Below are 23955 nucleotides of genomic sequence, written 5' to 3'. Positions count from 1 at the left end.
AATTTGCCTTATTTTAATATTATGAAGGGCAGGTGTCTTTAATAAATATGAAATCAATAGAAATGACTGGAAAAACTGTAGAAGAAGCTATTGAAAACGCTTTAAAGAAACTTAATCTATCAGAAGATAAAGTGGAAATTAAAGTTATTGAAGAAGGTACTAAAGGATTATTTAAAATTTTTAAAGGCAAGGAAGCAAAAATTGAAGTAACTGTCAAGGAAGATAAAAAGGAAGAAGCTAAAAAATTCTTAAGAGATGTATTAAATTCTATGGGAATATTAGCTGAGATAAGAATTAAAGAAGAAGATGATGTATTAAAAATTAACCTTACTGGTCCTAATATGGGATTAATAATAGGTTACAGAGGCGAAACCTTAGATTCTCTACAATATTTAGTAAGTTTAGTTGTTAATAAAAATAATGAAGGCGCTTATAAGAGAGTAACTTTAGATACTGAAAATTATAGAGCTAAAAGGGAAGAGACCTTAATAAGGCTTGCTAATAAAATAGCTTTCAAGGCTAAGAAGACTAATAGAGCTGTTAAGCTTGAGCCAATGAATCCTTATGAAAGAAGAATAATTCATTCTGCTTTACAAAATGATTCATCTATAATAACATATAGTGAAGGTGAAGAGCCATTTAGAAAAGTTGTAGTTGATTTAAAGAAGAAAGCCTAGGGGCTTTCTTTTAATTTTATTTAATATTACTATAATCTAGGAAGGATGTAAGAAATGAAAGAATTCGATACAATTGCTGCTATAGCAACGAACTTAGGTGAAAGTGGAGTATCAATTATAAGAGTTTCAGGAAATAAAGCTTTAAGTATTGTAAGCAGTATTTTTGTAGGAAAAAACGAAAAAAAATTAATGGATATTAAATCATATACCATGAGATATGGTTTTATAATAGATAAAGCAACTGAGGAAAAACTTGATGAAGTAATTGTAAGCTATATGAAAGGACCTAGAAGCTTTACTGCAGAGGACACTGTTGAAATAAATTGCCATGGTGGTGTAGTAGTTACAAGAAGAATATTAGAAGAAGTTATAAAAGCAGGGGCTAGACTAGCTGATCCAGGAGAATTTACAAAACGAGCATTTTTAAATGGAAGAATAGATTTAAGTCAAGCTGAAGCTGTTATTGATATTATAACTGCAAAAACTGAATTGAGTGTTAAATCAGCATTAGAACAATCCGGAGGAAAGCTTTCCCGGGAAATAATGAATCTTAGGGATAAACTTTTAGAAGTTATTGCTCATATAGAAGCTACAGTTGATTATCCAGAGGATGACTTAGAAGAAGTAACTGCTGAAAAATCAAAGTCAGATATTCAGTTTTTAATAAATAAAATAAGAGAACTTCTTGATAGTGCTGATGAGGGGAAAATTTTAAGAGAAGGATTAAATACTGTAATTGTTGGTAAGCCTAATGTTGGGAAGTCATCAATTTTAAATGCGCTTTTAATGGAAAAAAGAGCAATAGTTACGGATATTCCAGGAACTACTAGAGATGTTATTGAAGAATATATAAGTATAGATGGTATTCCAATAAAAATTGTAGATACTGCTGGAATCAGGGAAACAGAGGATGTAGTTGAGAAAATAGGAGTAGAACGGTCAAAAGAAAAGGTAAATGCTGCTGATTTAGTAGTTTTTGTTTTGGATGTTAGTTCGGAATTCACTGAAGAAGATAGAGAAATAATTAATTTTATTAAAGATAAAAAGTATATTGTATTATTGAATAAAATGGATTTAGAATTTAAAATAGATAAGAGTGATATAAAAGCATTAGATTCACGCTATATAATAGATGTTTCTGCTAAAACTGGAGAAGGTATAAAGGAATTTAAAAATACTATAAAAGAGCTGTTTTTCAAAGGTGAGGTTAATTCTAAGGACGTAATGATAACTAATTCAAGACATAAAGAAGCCTTAATTAGAGCTGAGGAGAACTTAGAAGCAGCTGTAGAAGCTCTTAATAATACTTTTGCAATAGATTTAGCAGCGATAGATTTAAAAAATACTTGGAAAATTATGGGAGAAATTTCGGGAGATACTATTGAAGAGGATATTATAGACAGGATATTTTCTAAATTCTGTTTAGGAAAATAAGGGGAGGAACGTATGAGTTATTTTGCAGGGGAATACGACGTAGTTGTTGTAGGCGCAGGCCATGCTGGATGTGAAGCTTCTCTTGCTAGTGCAAGATTAGGGGCAAAAACACTAGTATGTGCTACTGATTTGGCAAGTGTTGCTATGATGCCATGTAATCCTAATATTGGTGGGACTGCTAAAGGTCACTTAGTAAGGGAAATTGACGCTTTAGGTGGAGAAATGGCAATAAATATCGATAAAACTTTTATTCAATCAAGAATGTTAAATACATCGAAAGGACCAGCAGTCCATTCTCTAAGGGTTCAAGCAGATAAGAGAAGATATTCTGAAACTATGAAGCATGTATTAGAGAATGAAAAAAATCTAGATTTAAAGCAAACAGAAATAGTTGAAATAGAAATTGAAGATGGAAAAGTTAAGGGAGTGCTTACGCGAACAGGAGCTTATTTTAAAACTAAGGCTGTTGTTTTGTGTACTGGAGTATATTTAAAATCTAGAATTATCATTGGTGAAGTTAGTTATGATGGTGGTCCTAGTGGTTTATCTGGTGCATATATATTATCTGAAAATTTAATTAAGCATGGAATAAACTTGAGAAGATTTAAAACTGGAACTCCAGCAAGAATAAACAGGAACTCTGTTGATTTTTCAAAAATGATAGAGCAAAAAGGTGACGACAAAATTATTCCATTTTCTTTTATGAATGATAATGTAGATAGAGAACAGATATCATGTTATTTAACTTATTCTAATGATAATACAAAGCAAGTGGTTCTAGATAATATTGATAGATCACCTTTGTATAATGGCTCTATAAAAAGTGTTGGACCAAGATATTGTCCGTCTTTTGAAGATAAAATTATGAGATTCCCTGAAAAACTCCAACATCAAATCTTCATAGAACCAGAAGGTGAGAATACTGAAGAACTTTACATTGGAGGCATGTCTAGTTCTCTTCCTGAGGAAGTTCAAATTAAAATGATAAGATCCGTTCCAGGGCTTGAAAATGCTCAGATGATGAGAACAGCTTATGCTATTGAATATGATTGCATTGACCCTGTACAATTAAAACTATCATTAGAACTAAAGAATATCAGTGGATTATTTTCAGCAGGTCAAATGAATGGAAGCTCAGGCTATGAAGAAGCTGCTTGCCAGGGATTAATTGCTGGAATTAATGCAGCCTTGAAAGTACAAAATAAAGAACCACTTATTTTAGATAGATCTCAAGCTTATATAGGTGTTTTGATTGATGACTTAGTTACAAAAGGTACTCTAGAACCTTATAGAATGATGACTTCTAGAGCTGAATATAGGTTGCTCTTAAGACAAGACAATGCTGATTTGAGATTAACTGAGATTGGATATGGAATTGGGCTTGTGACAGAAGCTAGATATGAAAGATTTATTAAAAGAAAGACTGACATAGATAATGAAATAGATAGATTAAAGAATTTACAAATTACTAATAAGAATGAAGTTAATGAATTTTTAGAAAGTATAAATTCTGTTTCATTGAGAAAACCAATAAGTCTATATGAATTAATTAAAAGACCTGAACTTAATTATTTTAGTGTAGAAAAATTGGATGAAAATAGGCCTCTACTTCCTAAAGAAGTTCAGGAAGAAGTAAATATTATGTCTAAATATGAAGGCTATATTCAAAAGCAATTAGAACAAGTTGAGCAATTTAAAAAAATTGAAGATAGATTAATTCCTGAAGAATTTGATTATAAAACTGCCAAGGGTCTTAGAGTTGAGGCAATACAAAAATTAGATAAAATAAGACCTGTTAATTTAGGGCAGGCATCTAGAATTTCGGGAGTTTCCCCTGCAGATATATCTGTTCTTTTAGTAATTCTTGAACAATATAATAGAAATACCAAAAAATAGGAGGATTTAACTGAATGGAAGAGAATAATAAGTACTATGACTTATTAAATTCCGCTGTAAATGATGTTGGCTTAGAATTTGATGAAAATAAATACAATCAATTTATGCAATATATGAGCTTGCTTAAGTCCTGGAATGAAAAGGTTAATTTAACAGCAATAATAGATGATTTAGAAATTGTAAAAAAGCATTTTATAGATTCAATAAAAATATTTAAATTTGAGCCATTAAAGGATGCTGTAAAAGTTATTGACGTTGGTACTGGTGGAGGATTTCCAGGTATACCTATGAAAATAGTAAAGCCTGAATTAGAAATGGTATTATTGGATTCTTTAAAAAAGAGAATTAATGTTTTAGAGAGTATTTCAGAGAATATTGGAATTAAAGGCGTAACTACTATTCATGGTAGAGCAGAAGAGTACGGAGCTAATCCAAAGTTTAGAGAAAAATTTGATATTGTAGTGTCTAGGGCTGTTGCTAATTTAGCTGTTTTATCTGAGTTTTGTTTACCTTATGCTAAAGTAGGTGGATATTTTGTAGCATTAAAGGGTCCGTCAGTTGAAAGTGAAGTGAGCGAAAGTAAAAGAGCTATTAATGAATTAGGTGGAAAGCTTATTGATTTAATAGAGGTACAGATTGAAAATAGTGATCTAAAACACAATTTAGTGATTATAAAAAAGATGAAGAATACCCCTAAACAGTATCCAAGAAAAGCTGGTATAGTATCGAAAAAGCCTTTATTATAAATAACCAAATTTATAGTTAATCGAGGGATGGGAAATATGCAAAAAGAAATTATTGAGATTTCTACTGATTTAATTATTCCAAATGAAAATCAGCCTAGAAAATACTTTAATGAAGAGACTATTGATGAATTAGCAGAATCAATAAAAGTTTATGGAATTATTCAACCTCTTTCTGTCAGGGTGCTCAAGGATGGTAAGTATGAACTAGTGGCAGGAGAAAGAAGGCTGCGCGCTGCAAAGAAAGCTGGACTAATTATGGTGCCTGCAATAGTAGTTGACATAAATACGAAAGATTCAGCTGCTGTTGCTTTACTTGAGAATATTCAAAGAGAAGATTTAAATTTTATAGAAGAGGCTGAAGCATATCAAAATCTTATTTCTGAATATAATTATACTCAAGAACAATTAGCTTCTATTATAGGTAAAAAACAGTCAACGATAGCAAACAAGATGAGAATTCTGAAGTTAGATAGCAGTTTAAGGGAATTGCTTTTAGAAAATTATTTAACAGAAAGACATGCTAGAGCTCTATTAAAACTTCCTAATATTGAATTACAGAAAAAAGTATTAAGTGTTGTAATTAAAAAGAAGCTTAATGTTAAAGATACTGAACTATTAATTAATAAGGAAATTTTAAAACTAAATTCTAAAGATTTAGCTTCTGATGGGAAAAAGAGAATAAAAGGCATCTTTAGTCCTAAGGTTTACGTTAATACTGTAAAGCAAGTTTTTGATAAGTTTGGTATTAATGCTTCATATAAAACTAAAGAATTAGAAGATAAAATACAAGTTACGATTACTATACCTAAAAATTAAATATTCTTTTTTAATAATTTAATGTTTCACGTGAAACAAAACACCTATTTTTATTATTTTTAGGTGTTTTTTTATTTTAATTATTTTTATAACAAGTTATGCTTTATAAATTTTAATAGAGATATTATAATGTAAATAAGTAAAATATTATATTTAATTTTATATGTATTTTTTAAAATACAAGGGGGGATAAAATGAAGGTAGTATGTATCTTTAATCAAAAGGGAGGAGTAGGTAAAACTACTACAAACATTAATCTTTGTGCAAACTTAGCTATGAACGGACATAAAGTCTTGGCCATAGATATAGATCCACAAGGTAATACTACTAGCGGACTTGGAATTGATAAAAGCAAAATTAAATACTCTATTTATGATGTACTAGCTTCAGATATATCCATTGATGAAGCTATGTTTGAAAGTGAACTTATAAATAACTTTTATATTGTTCCATCAAACATGGAATTGGTCGGTGCGGAAATTGAATTAATTTCTAAGGAAAATAGAGAAACAATTTTAAGGGACAAAATAAAAGCTATTAAAGATAAATTTGAATATATATTTATTGACTGTCCTCCTTCTCTAGGATTTTTAACAATCAATGCGTTAACTGCTGCAGATAGCGTTTTAATACCAATACAGTGTGAATTTTATGCATTAGAAGGAGTTGGGCAGTTAATTAATACAATTCAGCTTGTAAAAAAATCTCTTAACAAGAGTTTAGAAGTTGAAGGTGTTATTATGAGTATGTATGATAATAGAACAAAATTATGTAATGAGGTAGTTGAAGAAGTTAATAAGTATTTTAATGATAAAGTTTATAATACATATATACCAAGAAATATTAGACTTGCTGAAGCACCTAGCTTTGGTTTGCCAATTATGTTATATGATGATAAATGTAAGGGTGCAGAAGCATATGAAAGGTTAGCTGATGAATTTTTAAGTAAACAAGGAGCGTGAATTAACATTGACTAAAAAGTTTGGATTAGGAAAAGGTCTCGGAGCTTTAATTCCTGAAGAAAATTCTAATGAAGATAACATTCTTAAAGTTAAAATTAATTTGATAAAACCTAATAATTCACAACCAAGAAAGAATTTTGACGAAGATAAAATCATTCAACTTTCTGAGTCTATAAAAGAACATGGAATAATTCAACCCCTAGTATTAAAAAAAGAAGGAAATTATTATCTAATTGTAGCTGGTGAGAGAAGATGGAGAGCTGCTAAGGCAATTGGTCTAAAAGAGGTACCAGCTGTTATATTAGATTTAGATGATAAGCAAGTTTTAGAAATTTCTTTAATTGAAAATATCCAAAGGGAAGATTTAAATCCTATTGAAGAAGCTATTGCATATAAAAAGTTATTAGAAGAATTTGATTTTACTCAAGAATTATTAAGTAAAAGAATAGGTAAATCGAGAGCTGCTATTGCTAATTGCATTAGATTATTGAACTTAGACTCTAGAGTTCAGGAGTATTTAATTGAAGGTGTAATCACTGAAGGACATGGAAGGGCACTGCTTCCATTAGAAGATAAAGATCTTCAGTATAAATTTGCACAGATGATTATAGATGAACAGTTAAATGTAAGGGATGTTGAGGCATTAATTAAAAATATAGGTAAAGCTAAAAAGCCTAAAAAACAAAATGAAAATAATCCATATTATAATGATATAAAAACTAAATTGGAAAATTTGTTTGATACAAAGGTTGTTTTTAAAACTAATGGTAATAAAGGTAAAATAACGATTGAGTATTATTCAGAAGAAGAGTTACAAAGAATTATTGATGTATTAAATATATAATGTTTCACGTGAAACAATGGGAGGACAATTAAATGAACAGTATTTCGCAATTAATGAATGGCTTAGAGGCTTATATAATAGTTGGTCTTTCAGTAATAATTTTAATAATGCTAATAATGTTAATATCATTAGCAAGATCAATAAGTAAATTAGATACTAAATATAGAAAATTAACAAGAGGTATAAATAATAAAAACATAGAAGAAATTATTGTAAATTACTTAGATAATATAGATGAAGTAAAAACAATAGCTCATGATGTTAAAAATAGGCAAGATAATATAGAAGACAAATTAAAAGAGTGTTTTCAAAAGATATCAATATTAAGATATAAAGCTTTTGATGATGTTGGTAGTGATTTAAGTTTTTCTATAGCTCTATTAAATGAAAATAATGATGGAGTAATACTTACAGGTATATATGGAAGGCACGATAGCACCGTATATGCTAAACCTATTGACGAAGGAATATCAAGATATGATTTATCTGATGAAGAAGAGGAAGTATTGCAAAATGCATGCAATAAAATATTTAAATAATTAAAATAAAATAACTCCTTATATGTGGAGTTATTTTATTTTATGTTAACTATTTGAATCTAGCAGTCTACTTATTTTATTAGATAAGCTAATACTAAAATCAGATGCTTTTTTATAGCCTACAGTTTTTAATATACAATGATAAATACCTCGATAAATCACATCAGAAAGATGCATGACAGTAAATAATCGAGTGTTTTGAAGAACCATGAATTCTAAAGCCCCAGAAATGTTTACAATACCAGTTATGCTTAAATTTCCAACTTTAGGAAGTTGCTTATTCATTGCAGCTCCAGGAGATAGGGGTTTATCTTCTATTATTATATTACCGATGCTTTGAATACTACCAAGACAAGCATCAATAGCAATTATGTATGGATTTTCATATTTAGAGTTTATTTCATCAATAACAGATACTAAGTTTTTAGCGTGCACAGGAAATTCTAAAGTTCCATATAGATAAAAATCTTTACCTATAATGTAACGTAATCTATTTCCTACTAAAGGTCCTAGGCTATCACCTGTAGATCTATCTGTGCCAATGCATAAAAAAATGATAGGCCTTTTATCTTTCAATATATTGAAAATTTTTTGAGATAAGATATCTCTTAAATCATATACAGAATCGATATCGTTAGAGTTGATAACATATTTACTCATGTAATAACCTCCTTTGAAGAGATTATTTACCAATTATCATATTTTTATTCAAGTGCCGATAATTTAGTTACAAAATTAAAGTTAATAAGTATTTATATTTATAACTAACTTATTATATAATTATATAAAGTTTGAAATTAAAAATTAGGCTATGTTTTAAGAGATTATTGATTTCGTATAATATCGTTAAAATATAGCATTAAACTATAAAAAGATATATTATATTAGAATAGAAGGGGAAATTAGAAATGGAAAAAGAATTTTATTTAGGGGATATAGTAGAAACAAAAAAACAACATCCTTGTGGAAGTAAGAAATGGGAAGTAATAAGATTAGGAGCAGATATAAAAATAAAATGTTTAGGCTGTGATAGAATAGTAATGTTACCTAGAACTAAATTTGAAAAAAGTATAAAAAAGATAATAAAGCAAAATATTCCTGATGCTGAGTAAAAAATTGAAATAATATATTGATTTTTATACCTTATAATGATAAAATGATTAAATGTGGTCCCTGCTGTGGGGATAGTTTTAATATAACCACGGCCGTTAGTCCATAGGGAGGAGGTGAAATCAATGAGAAATTATGAAACTATATTCATATTACACCCATCTTTAGATGATGAAGCTATAAAAGCAAATATCGAAAAGTTTAAAGGTGTAATAGAAAATGGTGGAGGAGTAATTGAAAACGTTGATGAATGGGGTAAAAGAAAGCTTGCTTATCCTATAGATAAAATTAACGATGGATATTACACTCTAGTTAACTTTAAGTCTAATCCTGAATTACCTAAAGAATTAGAAAGAGTATTCAGAATAACAGATGGAGTTATAAGATTCATGGTAGTTAATCCTGAAAAATAGGTGGTGCAAGAATGAATAAGGTTGTTTTAGTAGGTAGGTTAACTAAAGACCCAGAGTTAAGATTTACTCCAGGGAAAGGAACAGCTGTTGCAACTTTTACTTTAGCAGTAAATAGAAGATTTAAAAGTCCAGGTCAGCCAGAAGCAGACTTTATACCTGTAGTTGTTTGGGGAAAACAAGCGGAAAATACAGCAAACTATGTAGGTAAAGGAAGAATGGTTGGAATAAGTGGATCTATACAAACTAGATCTTATGATGCTAAAGATGGTACAAAAAGATATGTAACAGAGGTTGTTGCTGAAGAAGTACAATTCTTGGAGCCTAAAAATGCTAGCCTAAATAGAACAGAACCATTTTATTCAGGAATGAATAATAACGCTCCATTAAATGATTTTGGAAGCTCAAATCAACCAGAGTATGAAGATGATATTACTCCAATTGATGATGGTGATATACCATTTTAGCTAATTCTTGATTTTTAAAAGGTAAGGAGGGAAAAATATGATGCAACAAAACAAGAGAAATATGAAAAGAAGAAGAAAAAAAGTTTGTTCATTTTGTGCAGACAAAACTTCTACAATAGATTATAAGGATGTAAATAAGTTAAGAAAGTACGTTACAGAAAGAGGAAAGATACTTCCAAGAAGAATTTCTGGCAGCTGTGCTAAGCATCAAAGAGTATTGACAATAGCTATTAAGAGAGCTAGAAACTTAGCTTTATTACCATTCACAACTGATTAATAAAAAACATAGAGCAGTGTCATTAGGCACTGCTTTTTTATATCATTAATATTCCCGATTAAAAACTAAAGTTGCATAAGTTAGAAAAAATAACTAAAATATATATATAAGATTGTAAATATGTATGTATGGTACATAGGAGGTGGATTTATTGAAAAATGATGACTTTAATATAATGTCAAATATAAAAATTATTGAAAATCTAAAGGCAGACCTTCTATGTATTGTAGGCGACCTTTTTAAATTACTTGCTAAGGGGAGTAACGTTGCACAAGGAGCTCTTTTGGAGTGTATTTCCGGGGCAATAATTTTATTATATCTATTAGCTGAGAGACTGGGATATTCACATTTAGAAGTAGATGAAGAAATGAAGAGAAAACTAAAACTGGGTATTATAGAAGAAGATATTGTTGAAAAAGAAAATAAAGATCTAAGCAGGTTATATAATCATATTAAAGATAGATAGAATGAGGGCTAAAATGCAAAACAACAATTATAATGCAAATAAAATAGTTGAAACAGGTATAATGATATCAATAACTTTTGTCATAATTGCTATGACGGCATATGTGCCTATATTATTAGAGTTGGGCATGTTTATTTTACCTATTCCAGCTACTTTAATATATATTAGACATAATTTCAAGCTAGCTTTTATAACAATAATTTTAAGTATTATTCTTACAACATTTTTGTATAATCCTATTTCAGCCTTAGTCTCTGGTGTAGTATATGGATTTGCTGCACTAAGTTTAGGATATTACATAAAAAATAATAAAAGCAGTAGTGAAACTATAGTAGCTGTAACAATAGCTACTGCTATAGGTAAAATCATTAAATTTTTAATTTATGCTATCTTTGTTAGTAAAGCAGGAATAGTACAGTACTTAAATATGATGGTAAATCAATTGCACGAATCATTGGATGCGTATAAAAATATCTACATACAAATGAACGCTCCAAAGGAAGCAATAGATTATGTAGAGAGTGTTTCAAAATATGTGAATTTAGAAATGTTAATTGTAATATTAACTTTAAGTTTTATAATAGGTGGATTAATTCAAGCCTATATTAGCTATATTATTATACAAAAAGTACTTTTGAGATTAAATTATGTGGTTGAGGAAATAATTCCATTTAGCAGAGTATATATTCCAAATAGAATTGAAGCATTATTGATAATAATCGCATGTATAGGAATAATATTGAATGCTAAAGAATTTACTAAATATTCATACGCATTTTCCATTGTAAATACGCTAGTTATTTTCACTTTAAATCTAGACGGAATGGCGTATTTGGTATATCTATTAAAAGAAAAAGGAAAGCTGCCAAAGGGTATAATAATAATAACAGTATTACTAATATTATTTATCCCAGCTATCTCTGATTTATATCTTGTGTTTGGAATTACAGATATAATATTTAATTTAAGAAAGCTAGATCCTAATCCAATAAGGAAAGTAAAATAGAGGGAATAGTATGAAAAATGATTTTATGAATCAAAAAAGTAAACTATATATATTTATTATAGGAGTTTTAATAGCTATTTTTTTTATCTTAAAGCATTACTTTATAGGTAGTTTATTAATCATTACTTATGGTATACTTATAGCTTATAATACAAGAATATCTAAAATTACAAAGAATGAATGGGAAAGGATAATTGAGGATTTCTCTTCAAAGATAGATGCCTCTACTAGAAATATCTTGTTGAATTCACCTTTTGCATTAACCTTAGTTGGGGCTGAAGGAGATATACTTTGGTATAATCAAGGTTTTTTTAATATAATCAATAAAAACGATATATTAGGGAAGCGTTTAAATCAGGTTATAGAGGATAAAAACATAAATAAGATTATTGCAGCAGAGAAGAGCACAATAAAATATATAAAAGTTAATAACAAATATTACAATGTAGTTTCAAGTGTTAATGATAGTTCTACTAATATTAAAGACAAAATAATTCTGCTTTATTTCTATGATGTAACAAATGAAGTAGAGATTAGCGAAAAATTAAATCAAAGAAAGACAACAATTATTTTAATCGAAGTAGATAACATAGATGATGTATTGAAAACTACTGAAGAAAATAAAGCACTATTGTTATCTGCTGAAATAGAAAGAACAATAAAGACCTATGCTCAGAATATTAATTCTGTTGCTATTAAGTATTCATCAAACAAATATATGCTGGTAACTTATTTTGAAAATATTAAAAAAGAGATGGAGAAAAATTTCCAGATACTAGATGAAATAAGAGAGATACGTTCTGGCAATGAATTAGCAGTTACTCTAAGCGTTGGTGTTGGATGCGATGGTAGTACTCCTGTAGAAAACTATGAATTAGCTATGACGGCTAAGGAACTTGCATTAAGTAGGGGTGGGGATCAAGTAGTAGTAAAGATTAATGATAAACTGCAATTTTTTGGAGGAACAACAAAAGAAGTTGAAAAGAGGACAAAAGTAAGAGCGAGAGTAATTGCCCATGCTTTAGTTAATTTGATAAATGAGAGCAGTAACATTTATATAATGGGACATTCTAACTTAGACATTGATTCATTAGGAGCAGCTATAGGAATTTATAGCGTGGTGAAATCCTTAGAAAAGGAAGGATATATTATACTTGATAAAGTAAGTAGTGGAATTGAAAAGCCAATGGAAAGGCTTAAAATAACACATCAGTATGATAAGACATTTATTACAGGTGAAAAAGCTATAGCTGCACTTGATAAAAATAGTTTACTAATTTTAGTTGATGTAAACAGTAGAGATTATGTCCATAACAATCACATTTTAGAAAAAGTAAGCAGGATGGTTATAATTGATCATCATAGAAAATCTACAGAATCCATAGAAGGAGCATTGCTTAGCTACGTAGAGCCTTATGCATCATCTACTTGTGAGCTAGTTACAGAAATGCTTCAGTATATGATTGATAATCCAAAGCAGTATGTAAGTTCTATTGCGGCAGAAATGCTTATGGCTGGAATTTATATAGATACTAAAAATTTTTATTTTAAAACAGGAGTTAGAACCTTTGAGGCTGCAGCATATTTAAGACAGCTTGGTGCTGATATGATTGATGTAAAAAAAATGTTTGCAGGACAATTGGAAACCTACTTAAAAAGAGCTGAAATAATAAGCGAAGCAGAAGTAAATAATGATATTGCAATTGCTATCTGTCCACCAGATATAAGAGATAATGTATTAGCTGCACAAGTAGCGGATGAATTACTAAATATTACAGGTGTTCAAGCGTCCTTTGTTCTTGCTAAAATAGAAGGTGAGGTATTTATAAGTGGAAGATCATTTGGTAATATTAACGTTCAAGTTATCTTAGAAGTATTAGGTGGAGGAGGGCACATGACTATAGCAGGTGCAAAACTAAAAAATGTTTCTATAGAAGAAGCAAAGGAACAGCTTCAAAAGGCTATTTATAAATACTTAAGGGAAGGTGAAGAGGAATGAAGTTAATATTATTAAAGGATGTTAAAGGTCAAGGTAAAAAGGGAGAAGTAATAAATGCATCAGATGGGTATGCAAGAAACTTCTTGCTGCCAAAGGGACTTGCAAAGGAAGCAACTGATGCAAATATGCATGTTTTAAATAAACAAAAAGAAGCAGAAAGAAAGAAGAAGCTAGAAGAAACAGAAGCTGCACAAAAATTAGCTGAAAGTCTAAGAAACAAAGAAGTTAAGATAATTGGAAAGGCAGGAGAAAATGGAAGACTTTTCGGTGCTATTACTAGCAAAGATATAGCTGAAGAGTTAAAGAAACAATATAACATAGATATAGATAAAAAGAAGATAGTTACAGATACAATAAAACAATTAGGAACTCATGAAGTAGAAATAAAGTTATATCCTGAAATTTCTACTAAGGTGAAGATAGTTATATCTGAACAATAGTTTATAACCAAAAAGGGGGGACACCCGAGGGGAAAATCTTTTAAAAGCAGACTTTCTTAAGGGTAACATATTGAAATTTTCATTATTAGATGAGAAATCAAAAGATTCAATTGAATATATTAAAGATAATATTCCTTTTGATGTAAAAGTAAATGCTTTAGATGAGCTTATGAGAAAAGTAATAGATGAAAAAACTATTAAAACAAGAGTAATAAAATATAAGTTAAACAAGCATTTGCATAGTGAAGATATGTTTAAAAGGATATATGCAATAAATAAAATAGTCAGTGATGGCAAAGGAATAGATATTATACCAAGTGAACATAATGTAGATGAAGTTTTCGAAAGTATAAATAACTATATTGTTGATATTGTTGCAAAAAAATATATAGAAAACAGCATTGAAAAAGAAGTAGAGCAAGTAGTTATTGAAAAACAAGAAAAATATATTGATGAAGTGAGATTAGGAATTATAAGAAAGAAAAAGGGGCCAGAAAATGCTAAAACCTTGAAAAAGTATGCAAGGTTAGAAGTTTTGGATTCAAGAAAAATGACTAATAATATTCAAGCACTTTTAAGACCGCAAGAATTCTCAGAAATAGTAGGTCAGGAAAGAGCAATTAAGTCACTATTATCAAAAATAGCTTCTCCTTATCCACAGCATATTATTCTCTATGGACCTCCTGGAGTAGGAAAAACTACTGCAGCACGTCTTGCATTAGAAGAAGCTAAAAAGCTAAAATATACTCCTTTTTATAAGGATGCAAAATTTGTGGAAGTAGATGGCACTACCCTTAGATGGGATCCTAGAGAGATAACAAATCCTTTGTTGGGTTCAGTACACGATCCTATATATCAGGGAAGTAAAAGGGATTTAGCTGAAATAGGAGTTCCTGAACCAAAACCAGGTCTTGTAACTGAGGCTCATGGAGGGGTTCTATTTATCGATGAAATAGGAGAACTAGATATAATACTTCAAAATAAGCTATTGAAGGTATTAGAAGATAAAAGAGTAGAATTTTCATCATCATATTATGACCCTGATGATGAAAATGTTCCTAAGTATATAAAGTATCTATTTGATAATGGAGCACCAGCAGATTTCGTGCTTATAGGAGCTACTACAAGAGAACCTAAGGATATAGATCCAGCTCTAAGATCTAGGTGCGCAGAGGTATATTTTGAACCGCTGTCTCCTAAGGATATAGAGAAAATTGTTGAAAATGCGGCTAAAAAATTAAATATAAAACTAGAAGAAGGTTCTTCAAAGCTTATTAGTAGATATACTATTGAAGGAAGAAAAGCAGTAAATATTTTGGCAGATACTTATGGTTATGTACTTTATAATAAAAGATCAGAAACCTATGATGATGTCTTTATATCTTTAAAGGATATTGAAGAAGTAATATCTATAAGCAGGTTTACGCCTTTTGAAGAAATTTCAACAGAAGGAGAACATGAAGTAGGTCATATTTTAGGACTTGGTGTTAGTGGATATATTGGTTCAACCTTAGAGATAGAGGCCGCAGTCTTTGACGCTAAGGAAAAGGGAAAAGGTCATGTAAAATTTAATGATACAGCTGGAAGTATGGCAAAAGACTCAGTAGTTAATGCTGCTTCTGTAATAAGAAAAATAACAGATAAGGATATTAATGATTATGATATTCATGTTAACATTGTAGGGGGAGGACGTATTGATGGACCTTCCGCTGGTGCAGCAATAACTATTTGTATAATAAGTGCATTATTAAATAAGCCAATTAGGCAAGATATTGCGGTAACAGGTGAAATATCCTTAAGGGGAAAAATAAAACCTGTTGGTGGAATATTTGAAAAAGTATATGGAGCTAGAAGAAAAGGAATTAAGTTAGTAATAGTTCCAAAAGACAACTTAAAGGAAGTACCTTCAGGATTAGACGATATTGAAGTAGAAGCAGTTGATAATATAGAAGAACTTATTAAAATTGCTTTTGAAGAAAGCAAGTCTAAACTAGACAATTAGGGGAGATGGCAAATGGAAGCACATCTTAGGGTTCTGCCTCAAAATATTGAGGCAGAACAAAGAGTTTTGGGATGTATGATAAAAGATAAAACATCAATAGCTCAAGCAGCAGAAGTATTAAAGGGAGAAGACTTCTATAGAGAAGGTCATAAGATTATATTTAATGCTATTTTAGAATTATATTCTAAGGATATTCCAGTAGATACTGTAACTTTAATTGAACATTTAAATGCTACTGAGAAGCTGCAAGTAGTTGGAGGCATTACATACATAACAGAACTTACAGCTTCTATAGAAACTACTAGTAATTTAAATTCTTATGCTAAAATTGTTGAACAGAAATCTGTGCTTAGAAAATTAATTAAAGCTTCAGCAGAAATAACAGAAGAAAGCTACACAAAGCAGGATGATGTAGAAGGGGTTCTAGATGGAGCTGAAAAGAGAATTTTTGATATTGCACAAAAGAAGAGTTCTAGTGATTTTGAGCCTATCAGCCTTGTACTTGAAAGAGGTTTTGAGCAGATAGAAAAAATGTTCAATAATAAAGGAGAAACAACAGGTGTTCCTTCTGGATTTCCAGAGCTAGACTCAAAAACCTCTGGATTTCAGTCAGGTGATATGATTTTGATTGCAGCTAGACCATCAATGGGAAAAACAACTTTTGCTATAAATATTGCTCAATATGCTGCAATAAGGGAAGGGAAAAGCGTAGTAGTTTTTTCTTTGGAAATGTCGAAAGAACAATTAGCTTATAAGATTCTTTGTGCTGAAGCTAATATTGATATGCTTAAGCTGAGAACAGGAGCTTTAGAGGACAGCGATTGGGAAAGAATAGCTAAAGCAGCTGGTCCAATAGCAGCTTCTAAAATATATATTGATGATACTGCTGGAGTTTCTGTAATGGAAATGAGATCTAAGTGCAGAAGATTAAAAATAGAATATGGTATTGATCTTATAGTTATTGATTACCTTCAGTTAATGAGCGGAAGCAGTGGATCTGAAAGTAGGCAACAAGAGGTTTCTGAGATATCTAGATCTATAAAGGCTCTAGCAAAGGAAATGCATTGCCCTGTAATTGCACTTTCTCAGTTATCCCGTGCACCAGAGCAAAGAGCAGACCATAGACCAATGCTTTCTGACCTTAGAGAATCTGGTTCCATTGAGCAGGATGCGGACCTTGTTATGTTTTTGTATAGAGATGAATATTATAATAATGAAACAGAAGATAAAAATGTAGCAGAATGCATTATTGCAAAGCAAAGGAATGGTCCAGTTGGTACAGTTAAGCTTGCATGGCTTGGACAGTATAGCAAATTTGGTAGATTAGATGTTGTACATCAGCAATAAAGGAAGATGTGGAAGTATAAGCCACATCTTTTTTTGTGTTAAGGATGAATTTATGTTATATTAAATTTATAAAGGATTTTTAATTTTCATGAACAATAATTAAAATAATACAGTATTTATATGACGTAAAATGTATAAATATATCATAATAAGAAATATAATTTATTGTCTTTCTTAAGGGGTGTGGAAATTACGAAGGAGAAAACCAATTGTAAGGTATTAATTGTTATTTTACTATTGATTATGAGTCTATATATATCTTTAAGAAATTATATTTTATTTCATTTTATTCTAGAAATTTTTTGCGTTGTTATTGCTTCATCTATTGCAATTTTAGGATTTTCAAGCTATTCATCTAAATCAAATTCGCTAGTAAATAATATAGGAATTGCGTATTTGTCTGTAGCAATAATAGATTTTTTTCACGTTTTATCATATAAAGGAGTTAATATTATATGCAGTGGGGCGAATATACCTACTCAACTTTGGATTCTTGTTAGATATGTAGAAAGCATTTCATTTTTAATAGCATTTATATGGCTAAACAAGAGAATTAATAAAAGCAGGATTGCAATCGTTTACTTTGTATTTACTGTCGCCTCTTTATATAGTATATTTTTTACTAGTTATTTTCCAGATTGCTATTTAGATGGTATAGGTTTGACTAAATTTAAAATTATTAGTGAATATGTTATTATAGCAATTAACGTAATAAACATATTTTTGCTATACAAAAATAAACAGTATTTTGAAACAAATATAGTAAAGTTATTTGCGCAAAGCTTTATTTTTGCTATTATAGGAGAAGCATATTTTACTTTGTATTTTGATGTATATGGAATATTTAATGCCTTAGGTCATGTTTTTAAAGCTATATCTTATGTTTTTATTTGTTATGCTATATTTTTTGAGAATATTAAAGCACCCTTTGAAAAAGCACTTTCAAATTACAAAGAAGAGTTACAAAAAAACTTAAATTTAAGTTTAAATATGTGCATTGATTTTATGACAGGATTATATAATAGAATGTATTTAGATTCGGTAATTAATAATATATTTGTAAGTAACTATGAGAAAACTATATTAATAGTTTTTGACATGGACAATTTAAAAATAATTAATGATAAATTTGGACATGTTAAAGGGGATAAGGCTATTTTACAAACTGTCAACATTCTAAAAAATAATTTTGATAAAAAAAATATTCTCATAAGACTTGGAGGAGATGAATTCTTATCCATAGTCATTGGCTCAGATGAGGAGGAAATAAAAGCTAGATTAGCATCAATTGATGAAGATTTAATGAACCGTGGAAATGAACTTAAGATTCCTCTATCTATATCTTATGGGATAGCTAAATATGAAGGTAAAATTGATAAAGATATTTTCCTAAAACTCTTTGATGAAGCAGACGAAGAAATGTACAAGCAAAAAGCAATGAGAAAAAAACACAATAGTTTTATTATCTCCTAAAATTTATATAAAAAGTAATAATAATTACCAATAATAGTGTAAAATAAGATAGTAGGATTTTTTATTATAAGGGGATGATAGAATGACTATAAGGATATTAACAGATAGTGGGTGTGATTTACCAGAATATATTATTAGGGAAAATAATATAGAAGTTTTGCCACTCTCTGTACATTTAGGTGAAGTTGATTATTTAGATGGTGTGGATATTAAACCAGAGCAAATGTATTCTCATATGAGAGAAGGAAAAGTGTACAAGACTTCTCAGGTGCCTCCAAGTAAATTTAGAGAAGCTTTTATAAAATATGCAGAAAAAAAGGAGACTTGCATATATATAGGATTTTCATCAGGACTTTCTGGAACTTTTCAGGCAGCAACCATTGCAAAAGAAGAGGTTCTAGAATTATATCCTGATTTTGATGGGTATACAATTGATACAGGCTGTGCATCAGTAGGTTTTGGATTAGTAGTTTATGAAGCCTCAAAGATGGTAATGAAGGGAAAAAGTAAAGAAGAAATATTATCTAGAATATATTTTTATATAAAACATATGGAGCATATTTTTACAGTTGAAACCTTAGAATATCTTTTTAGGGGAGGAAGAGTCAGTAGAACATCAGCTTTCATTGGTGGACTATTAGACATAAAGCCAGTTCTTAATGTAGAGAAGGGTAAGCTTATACCAATAGAGAAAATTAGGGGAAGAAAAAAATCACTAAGAAGAATAGTTGATATAGTTGGAGAACGAGGAGTAGATTTAAAGAATCAAATAATAGGTATATCACATGGGGACTGCCTAGATGAAGCAGAAAAAATGAAACAGATGATAGAAGAAAAGTATGGATGCAAGGAATTCTTAATAAACACAGTAGGAAGTGTAATAGGAGCTCATTCAGGTCCAGGGACTATAGCAGTATTCTTTTTAAATGCAAAGGAAGAAAAGTAGGGGTGAAAATTGGTGAAAGTTAAAATTGTTGCAGACAGTAGTTGTGATTTATCTGAGGATATAAAAAAAAGTTTAAACATAGAACTTGCCCCTTTGATTTTGCAGTTAAAGGACAAAGAATATGTGGATGATGATAAGTTAGATGTTATGGGTTATATTAAAGATATGGAAATGTGTGAAGTTGCTCCTAAAACATCTTGCCCTTCTCCAGAAGAATATATGAAAAAGTATCAAGGAGAGGACAGTGTTTTTGTAGTAACCTTGTCTTCAAAATTAAGCGGAAGCTATAATAGTGCAGTGCTTGCAAAAGACTTGTTTTTAGATGAAATAGGGAACAAATTTATACATGTTTTTGATTCCTTAAGTGCTTCTGTTGGTGAAACATTAGTTGCATTGAAGATAAATGAATTATCCAAGAAAGACATAGAAGAATTAGAGATAGTAGAAATAGTAACAAAATATATTCATGAAATGAAAACATTCTTTTTATTAGAGAGTCTAGAGCATTTAGCTAAGGCAGGTAGATTAAATCCGATTATTGCAAAAGTGGCCAATATGTTATCAATTAAGCCTATTATGGGTTCCACAAAAGAGGGTACCATAAGATTAGTTGAAAAGACAAGAGGATATAAAAAGGCTTTTGGAAGGTTGCTTGATATTATAGGTGAAGAAGGAGAAAGTTTAGAACAAAAGGTACTGGGAATTGCCCATTGTAATTGCTTTGAAAGAGCTCAGAAATTTAAAGAAGAGGTATTAAAAAAATATAATTTTCAAGATGTTTTTATTGTTGAAATGGCAGGACTTAGCTCCACATATGCAGATGATGGAGGTATAGTTATAGCTTTTTAATAGTAAAAGAAAGAGTGGTAGCAACTACCACTCTTTCTTAGATTTAGTTTGTTGTAATAATTAATTGAGGAGCATATTGAGTGCTGTCTCCACCGTAGATCTCAAGTGAATCAGCTATAGAATCAGTTGTAGACACTCCTTTTAATCTAAATTGAGTTTTACCTGACTTATTGATATAGGATAATGATAATGATGATAATGGAATGTCAACATAATCATTATTTGAAGCTGGTACATTTCCAGTAGCAACATCAATAAGAGAAGCACTAGCACTGTAATCTGATTGAGCTAAAGCACTGCTTGTGCCAAAGTATCCAGATTTTATATCAACGTTAATTCCAGTTACACTTCCAGTTAAAGCTTTTCTGTATATTCTCAATTTAGCACTTCCAATTGAAGCAGATCCAAGAGAACTAGTATCAAAAGATAAGATTGAGTAGTATGTGTTAGCATTATACATTCCCTTATCTCCAACTTTTAAAGTTGTAGTGCTGTATCCATCAGAAGTTAATTGACCAACATATCCATCTTCAGCATCTATTGAGTTGAATACTGTTCCAGCAGATTGGAAAGTATAAGATTCGGTTTTAACAGCTTCAGTATTACCAGCAGTATCGACACTGAAGAATTTTAATGTTGTGTTAGCGCTAATATTGATGGCACCAGTGTAAACAGTTGAACTTGTAGTTGGAGTAGTTCCATCTAAAGTATAGTAAGTAGTAGCGGACTCATTAGGAGTTAAAGTAACTGATTGAGCAGAAGTGTAAGTACCGCCAGCTGGGCTTGCAGTAGTTACAGGAGCTGTTGTATCTACAGGGGGAGCTTGAATAGTATAAGTTTCAGTTTTAACAGCTTCTTGATTGCCAGCAGTATCAACACTGAAGAATTTTAATGTTGTATTAGCGCTAATATTGATGGCACCGGAGTAAACAGTTGAACTTGTAGTTGGAGTAGTTCCATCTAAAGTATAGTAAGTAGTAGCGGACTCATTAGGAGTTAAAGTAACTGATTGAGCAGAAGTGTAAGTACCGCCAGCTGGGCTTACAGTAGTTACAGGAGCTGTTGTATCTGTTGTTCCTGCAGGGTTAACATCAGTCCAAACAGAAGATCCTTCTACTTTATATAAGTTAAATGGCGTTGAGTAGCCATATTTTGTACCCATTTCTATATATCCTGCTGCATCTAATCTACCAGCAACATAGTGTTCTGTAGCTGTTCCTGTAGCAGTTTCGTAGCTTATTTCAATATTATAAACTTGAGTTTGTACAGCTTCAGTATTACCAGCGGTATCAACACTGAAGTATTTTAATGTTGCATCAGCACTAATAGTTATAGGAGCACTGTAAACAGCTGAACTTGTAGTTGGAGTAGTTCCATCTAAAGTATAGTAAGTAGTAGCTGCTTCGTTAGTAGATAAAGTAACATTTACAGATCCAGTATAAGTACCACCAGCATTGTTTGCAGTAGTTATAGGAGCTATTGTATCTTCACCAAATTGATAAACTTGAGTTTGTACAGCTTCTTGATTACCAGCAGCATCAACACTGAAGTATTTTAATGTTGAGTCATCGCTAATAACTATAGGAGCACTGTAAACAGCTGAGCTTGTAGTTGGAGTAGTTCCGTCTAAAGTATAGTAAGTAGTAGCAGCTTCATTAGCAGTTAAAGTAACATTTACAGCAGAAGTGTAAAAGCCACCAGCTGGGCTAGCAGTTGTTACAGGAGCTACAGTGTCAGCCATAAAACTTTTAAAGAATTCCCAAGTAAGTTGACTTTGATTTGGACCATTTGGATCAGTATAGCTTCCAGCAGTGCTTCCGCCAGACCAAGCATGTCCCATTCCAGTAACTAAGTATTTTTCCATTATAGAGTTTCCATTAGCATCATTGTATATATATCTAGTATAAGCTCTTCCACTAGAACCAGGCACTTGACCAGTTATTGTTTGGTCAGCAACATCGTCTATTGAATTATTTGAAGAACCGTCATCAGCACGATCGTTTGTTTCGGCCCATTGAGTAAGAACTTGGTTTCCGTTAACTGGAGCAACAGTAGAATCAGAAGTTCCGTGCCATACCATTGTAGGTACTACTCTTTCATATGATCCCATTGCATTGTAAGCAGCTAGCCCTTGAGCTACAGGATCTGGACCACCACTGCTCATTGCAGTGAAAGCAGCAGTCATGCTAGTAGCAGCTTTATATTCTAAACCAGCACCAACACTTATAGCTTTGAATACATCTGGGTAAGTAGCTCCCATAATAGCAGTCATAGCACCACCAGCAGATAATCCAGTTACAAAAACAGCCTCGTTATTTACAGAGTATTTAGATTTAACATCATTAACCATACCTGCTATAAGAGCTGGCTCACCTGAACCTCTTGTTTGACTAGTTGGCTCAAAAAAGTTCCAACAAGCATTTTGATTTGCAGATGTTGTCTGTTTAGGGTACATTACTAAGAAGTTTTCAGTTTCAGCTAAAGCATTCATTTGTGTACCAGCTGCAAATTGATCTGGATCTTGAGTACATCCGTGTAGCATAACTACTAAAGGTAAGTTTGAGCCAGCAGTATAACCGCTTGGTACATAAAGCTTGTACTCTCTACCACTATAAGTAATAGTAGTGAACGTTCCTGTAGCAAAGGCTTGTAATGGAGATAATGACGTAAATCCTAAAGAAAGAGTAAATGCTAAAGCTAAACGAGCACATAAAACTTTTAGTCCTTTTGATTTCAAAATAACCCCTCCAATTCAAAATTAGTTTTGATAAATATTCTATTATTTAATATTATGAATAATAATTAAAGATTCACCTCCTTTCATATGTGTAAAGATTATAGATAACTTATGAATTTAAAGATAACGTTTTCAATATGATTGAAAAATTAATCATTATTACATTATTGTATAAATGTAAATGACATAATAATGTAAATGTTTACACGAGTCTACACAAAAATGTAACCTTTTCCGACAATTTTATAAATAGCATAAATCATGCCAAGCGTTTGATATTGATGAATTACTTCGTAAAGTGCATAAATACTTAACATAATATTAATATCTATAAGATTGTCTTAAATTAAATGTATAATTTTATGACAGTGTCTTAAAATTATACAAGGTATATTATATCATTGAAACTTATTAAACAGGACTTATGCAGTTGGTGTAAATGATGTGTAAACAGTTACAAAGAATTGTATAAATTCTATACTGCAATATTAAAATATAATAGAAATTTAGTA

General features: G+C 30.6%; 23 protein-coding genes. 21 read left to right on the top strand and 2 right to left on the bottom strand.

The genetic code is table 11. The features are described 5' to 3' along the window. Positions 1-47: 47 nt before the first annotated feature. The 8 genes from jag to CLHOM_RS06380 all read left to right on the top strand — a co-directional run bounded on the left by jag (position 48) and on the right by CLHOM_RS06380 (position 7914). Positions 48-677 (top strand): RNA-binding cell elongation regulator Jag/EloR, encoded by a 630-nt coding sequence (gene jag, locus CLHOM_RS06415; protein WP_052220885.1) that lies wholly within the window; start codon positions 48-50, stop codon positions 675-677. Positions 678-731: 54 nt separating this feature from the next. After that, positions 732-2111: a tRNA uridine-5-carboxymethylaminomethyl(34) synthesis GTPase MnmE gene (gene mnmE / locus CLHOM_RS06410; protein ID WP_052220884.1), complete on the top strand. Its 1380-nt coding sequence runs from the start codon at positions 732-734 to the stop codon at positions 2109-2111. 12 nt (positions 2112-2123) lie between these two features. Continuing rightward, positions 2124-4007, top strand: coding sequence for a tRNA uridine-5-carboxymethylaminomethyl(34) synthesis enzyme MnmG (mnmG, locus tag CLHOM_RS06405; protein ID WP_052220883.1), 1884 nt, complete (start codon positions 2124-2126; stop codon positions 4005-4007). A 14-nt stretch (positions 4008-4021) separates the two neighbouring features. Further along, entirely contained in the window at positions 4022-4753 is a 732-nt protein-coding gene (gene rsmG, locus CLHOM_RS06400; protein WP_052220882.1) for a 16S rRNA (guanine(527)-N(7))-methyltransferase RsmG, read from the top strand. Between the two features lie 36 nt (positions 4754-4789). Further along, on the top strand, positions 4790-5569 hold the full coding sequence (locus CLHOM_RS06395; protein ID WP_052220881.1) for a ParB/RepB/Spo0J family partition protein: 780 nt from the start codon (positions 4790-4792) through the stop codon (positions 5567-5569). 194 nt (positions 5570-5763) lie between these two features. Further along, entirely contained in the window at positions 5764-6531 is a 768-nt protein-coding gene (locus CLHOM_RS06390; protein ID WP_052220880.1) for a ParA family protein, read from the top strand. Between the two features lie 7 nt (positions 6532-6538). Next, positions 6539-7375 (top strand): ParB/RepB/Spo0J family partition protein, encoded by an 837-nt coding sequence (locus tag CLHOM_RS06385; protein ID WP_052220879.1) that lies wholly within the window; start codon positions 6539-6541, stop codon positions 7373-7375. A gap of 32 nt (positions 7376-7407) precedes the next feature. Next, the gene (locus CLHOM_RS06380) at positions 7408-7914 is read left to right on the top strand and encodes a DUF4446 family protein (RefSeq protein WP_052220878.1); all 507 of its coding nucleotides are present in this window, start codon (positions 7408-7410) and stop codon (positions 7912-7914) included. A 45-nt stretch (positions 7915-7959) separates the two neighbouring features. Here the strand turns inward: CLHOM_RS06380 and yyaC are convergent, their stop codons facing one another. After that, a complete protein-coding gene (gene yyaC / locus CLHOM_RS06375) occupies positions 7960-8574 on the bottom strand; it encodes a spore protease YyaC (RefSeq protein ID WP_052220877.1) in 615 nt (204 codons plus the stop codon). A gap of 248 nt (positions 8575-8822) precedes the next feature. Between yyaC and CLHOM_RS06370 the strand changes: the two genes are divergently transcribed. From CLHOM_RS06370 to CLHOM_RS06310, 13 genes are all read left to right on the top strand, one after another. After that, the gene (locus tag CLHOM_RS06370; protein WP_052220876.1) at positions 8823-9026 is read left to right on the top strand and encodes a DUF951 domain-containing protein; all 204 of its coding nucleotides are present in this window, start codon (positions 8823-8825) and stop codon (positions 9024-9026) included. Between the two features lie 123 nt (positions 9027-9149). Beyond that, positions 9150-9437 carry a 30S ribosomal protein S6 gene (rpsF, locus tag CLHOM_RS06365; RefSeq protein WP_052220875.1) on the top strand — a complete coding sequence of 96 codons (288 nt, stop codon included), beginning with the start codon at positions 9150-9152 and terminating at the stop codon, positions 9435-9437. Between the two features lie 11 nt (positions 9438-9448). Then, positions 9449-9901 carry a single-stranded DNA-binding protein gene (locus CLHOM_RS06360; RefSeq protein WP_052220874.1) on the top strand — a complete coding sequence of 151 codons (453 nt, stop codon included), beginning with the start codon at positions 9449-9451 and terminating at the stop codon, positions 9899-9901. 40 nt (positions 9902-9941) lie between these two features. Then, a complete protein-coding gene (gene rpsR / locus CLHOM_RS06355; protein WP_052220896.1) occupies positions 9942-10178 on the top strand; it encodes a 30S ribosomal protein S18 in 237 nt (78 codons plus the stop codon). A gap of 151 nt (positions 10179-10329) precedes the next feature. Continuing rightward, positions 10330-10644 carry a MazG-like family protein gene (locus CLHOM_RS06350; protein WP_052220872.1) on the top strand — a complete coding sequence of 105 codons (315 nt, stop codon included), beginning with the start codon at positions 10330-10332 and terminating at the stop codon, positions 10642-10644. 13 nt (positions 10645-10657) lie between these two features. Then, complete coding sequence (locus CLHOM_RS06345; RefSeq protein WP_161803202.1) at positions 10658-11650, top strand: DUF2232 domain-containing protein; 993 nt, start codon at positions 10658-10660, stop codon at positions 11648-11650. Positions 11651-11660: 10 nt separating this feature from the next. Next, the gene (locus CLHOM_RS06340) at positions 11661-13649 is read left to right on the top strand and encodes a DHH family phosphoesterase (RefSeq protein WP_052220870.1); all 1989 of its coding nucleotides are present in this window, start codon (positions 11661-11663) and stop codon (positions 13647-13649) included. After that, a complete protein-coding gene (gene rplI / locus CLHOM_RS06335) occupies positions 13646-14089 on the top strand; it encodes a 50S ribosomal protein L9 (RefSeq protein ID WP_052220868.1) in 444 nt (147 codons plus the stop codon). The genes CLHOM_RS06340 and rplI overlap by 4 nt, the downstream gene beginning before the upstream one ends. 70 nt (positions 14090-14159) lie before the next feature. Further along, positions 14160-16091, top strand: coding sequence for a Lon family ATP-dependent protease (gene lonC, locus CLHOM_RS06330; protein ID WP_052220867.1), 1932 nt, complete (start codon positions 14160-14162; stop codon positions 16089-16091). A 12-nt stretch (positions 16092-16103) separates the two neighbouring features. Further along, complete coding sequence (locus CLHOM_RS06325) at positions 16104-17438, top strand: replicative DNA helicase (protein WP_052220865.1); 1335 nt, start codon at positions 16104-16106, stop codon at positions 17436-17438. Between the two features lie 183 nt (positions 17439-17621). Further along, complete coding sequence (locus tag CLHOM_RS06320; RefSeq protein ID WP_052220864.1) at positions 17622-18911, top strand: sensor domain-containing diguanylate cyclase; 1290 nt, start codon at positions 17622-17624, stop codon at positions 18909-18911. An 82-nt stretch (positions 18912-18993) separates the two neighbouring features. After that, positions 18994-19857 (top strand): DegV family protein, encoded by an 864-nt coding sequence (locus CLHOM_RS06315; protein WP_052220863.1) that lies wholly within the window; start codon positions 18994-18996, stop codon positions 19855-19857. A gap of 12 nt (positions 19858-19869) precedes the next feature. After that, positions 19870-20706, top strand: a complete 837-nt coding sequence (locus tag CLHOM_RS06310; RefSeq protein WP_052220861.1) for a DegV family protein — start codon at positions 19870-19872, stop codon at positions 20704-20706. A gap of 43 nt (positions 20707-20749) precedes the next feature. Here CLHOM_RS06310 and CLHOM_RS18280 read toward each other — a convergent pair whose 3' ends face one another. After that, complete coding sequence (locus tag CLHOM_RS18280; RefSeq protein ID WP_074782965.1) at positions 20750-23443, bottom strand: extracellular catalytic domain type 1 short-chain-length polyhydroxyalkanoate depolymerase; 2694 nt, start codon at positions 23441-23443, stop codon at positions 20750-20752. Positions 23444-23955 lie beyond the last annotated feature (512 nt).

Source organism: Clostridium homopropionicum DSM 5847, from assembly GCF_001263795.1.
GTDB lineage: Bacteria > Bacillota > Clostridia > Clostridiales > Clostridiaceae > Clostridium_H > Clostridium_H homopropionicum.
The sequence above is the reverse complement of the archived record's forward strand: the minus strand, read 5'-3'. Positions and strand labels throughout refer to the sequence as shown.

Coding starts and splice junctions, on each gene's coding strand:
- jag (WP_052220885.1), top strand. CDS start 48: ATGAAATCAATAGAAATGACTGGAAAAACTGTAGAAGAAGCTATTGAA.
- mnmE (WP_052220884.1), top strand. CDS start 732: ATGAAAGAATTCGATACAATTGCTGCTATAGCAACGAACTTAGGTGAA.
- mnmG (WP_052220883.1), top strand. CDS start 2,124: ATGAGTTATTTTGCAGGGGAATACGACGTAGTTGTTGTAGGCGCAGGC.
- rsmG (WP_052220882.1), top strand. CDS start 4,022: ATGGAAGAGAATAATAAGTACTATGACTTATTAAATTCCGCTGTAAAT.
- CLHOM_RS06395 (WP_052220881.1), top strand. CDS start 4,790: ATGCAAAAAGAAATTATTGAGATTTCTACTGATTTAATTATTCCAAAT.
- CLHOM_RS06390 (WP_052220880.1), top strand. CDS start 5,764: ATGAAGGTAGTATGTATCTTTAATCAAAAGGGAGGAGTAGGTAAAACT.
- CLHOM_RS06380 (WP_052220878.1), top strand. CDS start 7,408: ATGAACAGTATTTCGCAATTAATGAATGGCTTAGAGGCTTATATAATA.
- yyaC (WP_052220877.1), bottom strand. CDS start 8,574: ATGAGTAAATATGTTATCAACTCTAACGATATCGATTCTGTATATGAT.
- CLHOM_RS06370 (WP_052220876.1), top strand. CDS start 8,823: ATGGAAAAAGAATTTTATTTAGGGGATATAGTAGAAACAAAAAAACAA.
- rpsF (WP_052220875.1), top strand. CDS start 9,150: ATGAGAAATTATGAAACTATATTCATATTACACCCATCTTTAGATGAT.
- CLHOM_RS06360 (WP_052220874.1), top strand. CDS start 9,449: ATGAATAAGGTTGTTTTAGTAGGTAGGTTAACTAAAGACCCAGAGTTA.
- rpsR (WP_052220896.1), top strand. CDS start 9,942: ATGCAACAAAACAAGAGAAATATGAAAAGAAGAAGAAAAAAAGTTTGT.
- CLHOM_RS06345 (WP_161803202.1), top strand. CDS start 10,658: ATGCAAAACAACAATTATAATGCAAATAAAATAGTTGAAACAGGTATA.
- CLHOM_RS06340 (WP_052220870.1), top strand. CDS start 11,661: ATGAAAAATGATTTTATGAATCAAAAAAGTAAACTATATATATTTATT.
- rplI (WP_052220868.1), top strand. CDS start 13,646: ATGAAGTTAATATTATTAAAGGATGTTAAAGGTCAAGGTAAAAAGGGA.
- CLHOM_RS06325 (WP_052220865.1), top strand. CDS start 16,104: ATGGAAGCACATCTTAGGGTTCTGCCTCAAAATATTGAGGCAGAACAA.
- CLHOM_RS06315 (WP_052220863.1), top strand. CDS start 18,994: ATGACTATAAGGATATTAACAGATAGTGGGTGTGATTTACCAGAATAT.